The organism is Kineococcus vitellinus (assembly GCF_009906315.1).
Classification (GTDB): Bacteria; Actinomycetota; Actinomycetes; order Actinomycetales; family Kineococcaceae; genus Kineococcus; species Kineococcus vitellinus.
Window position 1 is genome coordinate 1 of sequence record NZ_JAAALL010000418.1, and the last position, 2,819, is coordinate 2,819.

The window sequence follows — 2,819 nt, forward strand, 5'->3', positions numbered from 1 at the left end:
GGTCGAGCGGCGCGGGGACGTGCGGCTGCGGCCGGTGCGCCCCGAGGACCTGCCGGCGCTGGAGGAGGTCTGCCTGCGCACGGGCGACCGCGGCGGGGACGCCTCGGCCCGCACGCGCTTCCCCGCGCTGCTGGCCGACGTCTACGCCACGCCCTACGCCGTCCACGAGGCGCGCTTCGCCACCGTCGCCGAGGACGCCGACGGCGTCGGCGGGTACCTGCTGGGGTGCCTGGACACGGCCGCCTTCGAGCGCTGGCGGGAGCGCTCGTGGTGGCCGCCGCTGCGCGAGCGCTACCCGCTGCCCGCCCGGGACGACGACGGCTTCGACGCCCCGCTGCTGCGCACCGTGCACTCCGGCGTGCCCGCGGAGCCGGTGTGGCGCACCCACCCCTCCCACCTGCACGTGGACCTGCTGCCGCGGCTGCAGGGGCGCGGTCTCGGCGGCGCGCTCGTGCGGCGGCTGTGGGCGCAGCTGGCGGCCGCGGGGTCGCCCGGCGTGCACCTGGGGGTGGCGGCGGCCAACCCCGGCGCCGTCCGCTTCTACCGCCGCGCCGGCTTCACCGAGCTCTCCGCCGACGAGGGCGGCTACGTGTTCGGCCGCTCGCTGCCGGTGCCGGCGGCGGACGCCGCGGTGGCCCCGGAGGTCACCGGCAGCCCCGGGTCGACCGGACCCGGCTGACCCGCCGCACCGCCGGGCGCCCCCGGGCCGGGCTCGGGTCCCGGCTCCGGCTCGGTCTCCGGCTCGGTCTCCGGCTCGGCCTCGGGTGCGGCCCGGGGCCCGGGTTCCGGCTCCGCCTCGGGTTCCGGCTCCGCCTCGGGTTCCGGCTCCGGTCCCGCCTCGGGCTCGGCCTCCGGTTCCGGCTCGGGCTCGGGGTCGAGCAGCGGCGGCAGCGCGGCCTCGTCGGCCGCCGCGAGCACCTGCGCGGCCCGCAGCAGGCCGAGCGCGCTGAGCGCTCCGGTGCCGTCGCCGCGGCCGGCGCCCAGGTCCACCAGCGGGACGAGCTTGAGCCGGTCGACGGCCAGCGCCTGGGCCGGTTCGGCGGTGGCGGCGGCCACCTGCCACCACTTCTCCGCCCCCGGCACGGCCCGCGAGGCCAGCAGGGCGGCGGCGACGGCGCTCAGGCCGTCGAGCAGCACGGGGGTGCGGCGGGCCGCCGCGCGCAGCAGGAAGCCCACAGCGGCGGCGGTGTCCGCGCTCGCCACCGCCTGCAGCACCGCCGCGGGCCGGGTGGCGAGCTTGCGGGCGCGGCGGACGGCGTCGCGCACCGCGGCCGCCTTGCGCATCCACGCGTCGTCGTCGACGCCGCTGCCGCGGCCGACGACGTCGACGGCGCCCTTGCGCAGGCAGGTCGCCACGAGGGTGGCGCCCACCGTCGTCGCACCGGCACCCAGCAGGCTCAGCAGCAGCAGGTCGACGCCGGCGTCGACGGCCGCGTCGGCCACGGCGGCGCCCGCGCGGACGGCGGCCTCGACCTCCTCGGTGCTCAGCGCGTCCTCGACGGCGATGTCGCCGCTGCCGGCGCGCAGCGCGTGCGCGCCCACCGCGGCGGGCACGTCCTGCGGAGCGTCCGCGCCCCAGTCCACGCCCACCGCGTGCACCGCGACCGGGACCCCGACGGAAGCCGCCAGCGCGGCCAGGGCGCCGCGGCCCTCGACCAGCTCGCGCACGGCCCGGGCCGTCCAGCCGGCCTCCAGGCGCGAGGTGCCGCGGGCGGCGACCCCGTGGTCGCCGGCGAAGACGACCAGCTGCACGCGCTCCAGCGGTGCGGGCACGTCGCGGTCCTGGGTGCCCGCCAGCCACCGCGCGAGCTGGTCGGCGCGGCTGGCCGGCAGCAGCGGGGCGACGGTGCGCGGACGGGCCGCGGGGGTGTGCGGCGAGCGCAGCCCCTCGGCGATCTCGCGCAGGTTCAACGGCCGCGGGCCGTCGGTCATCGGTGCTCCTCGGGGGCGGTGCGCGGCGGCGGGCGGACCCGCAGCCGCCCGGCGCGGTCGGACGGTGGTCGCAGCATGGTCGCACCTGCGCCCGGGCGGGGTGGACGCCCGGCGGGCCCCGTCGCCCGGACGCCGCACCTGGACGCCGCGCCCGTGCGCCTTGTCCGCCGCGCGCCCGCGACCTACCGTGCAGCCGCAGGTGGTCGGTGCTGACCGGAGGTGCGCGGTGGTCCCCAGCTCGTCGGCTGTCCGCGAGGCGTGGCTGACGTCCACGGCCACCGCGCCGGTCGGCACGCCGCTGCCCGGCGCCCGCGAGCTCATCTCCGCCTCGTGGTGGCGCGCGCGCAGCACCGGGCTGGACCCCGACCGGCTGCTGCCCGCCGTCCCGCTGGACGAGGCCGCGCTGCGCGAGCGGCGCGCCGCGCACCCGCTGGCCGCCGTGCTGCCCACCGCGCGGCACCTGCTGCTCGACGAGCCGCTCGGCGTGCCCGTGCTCATGGCCGTCAGCGACGTCGACGGCACGCTGCTGTGGGTGGAGGGCGACGGCGCGCTGCGGCGCTCGGCGGAGCGGATGGCCTTCCTGGCCGGGGCCCGCTGGAGCGAGGACGCCGTGGGCACCAACGCCCCCGGCACCGCCCTCGCGCTGGGCCGGCCCGTGCGGGTGCGCTCCGCCGAGCACTACGCCACCGCCGCCGCCGGCTGGAGCTGCTCGGCGGCTCCCGTGCGCGACCCGGCGACCGGCGCGCTGCTCGGCGTCCTGGACCTCACCGGCGGCGACGACCTGGGGCGCGAGCGCGCCCTGGAGCTGGTGCGGGCCGCCGTGGGCGCCGTCGAGGGGGAGCTGCGGGTGGCGGCCCTGCGCCGCCGGCTCACCGCCCCCGCAGCGG

General features: G+C 80.8%; 3 protein-coding genes. 2 read left to right on the forward strand and 1 reads right to left on the reverse strand.

The window, feature by feature from the left end; translation table 11 throughout:
* A partial coding sequence (locus GTQ99_RS21800; protein WP_205707991.1) for a GNAT family N-acetyltransferase occupies positions 1 to 679 on the forward strand: 679 nt, incomplete at its 5' end.
* Here GTQ99_RS21800 and GTQ99_RS21810 read toward each other — a convergent pair.
* Entirely contained in the window at positions 586 to 1,932 is a 1,347-nt protein-coding gene (locus GTQ99_RS21810) for a nicotinate-nucleotide--dimethylbenzimidazole phosphoribosyltransferase (RefSeq protein WP_205707992.1), read from the reverse strand. The two genes, GTQ99_RS21800 and GTQ99_RS21810, sit on opposite strands and share 94 nt — an antisense overlap.
* Positions 1,933 to 2,158: 226 nt before the next feature.
* Between GTQ99_RS21810 and GTQ99_RS27290 the strand changes: the two genes are divergently transcribed.
* The coding region (locus GTQ99_RS27290; protein WP_166617789.1) for a GAF domain-containing protein at positions 2,159 to 2,819 on the forward strand (661 nt) is incomplete at its 3' end.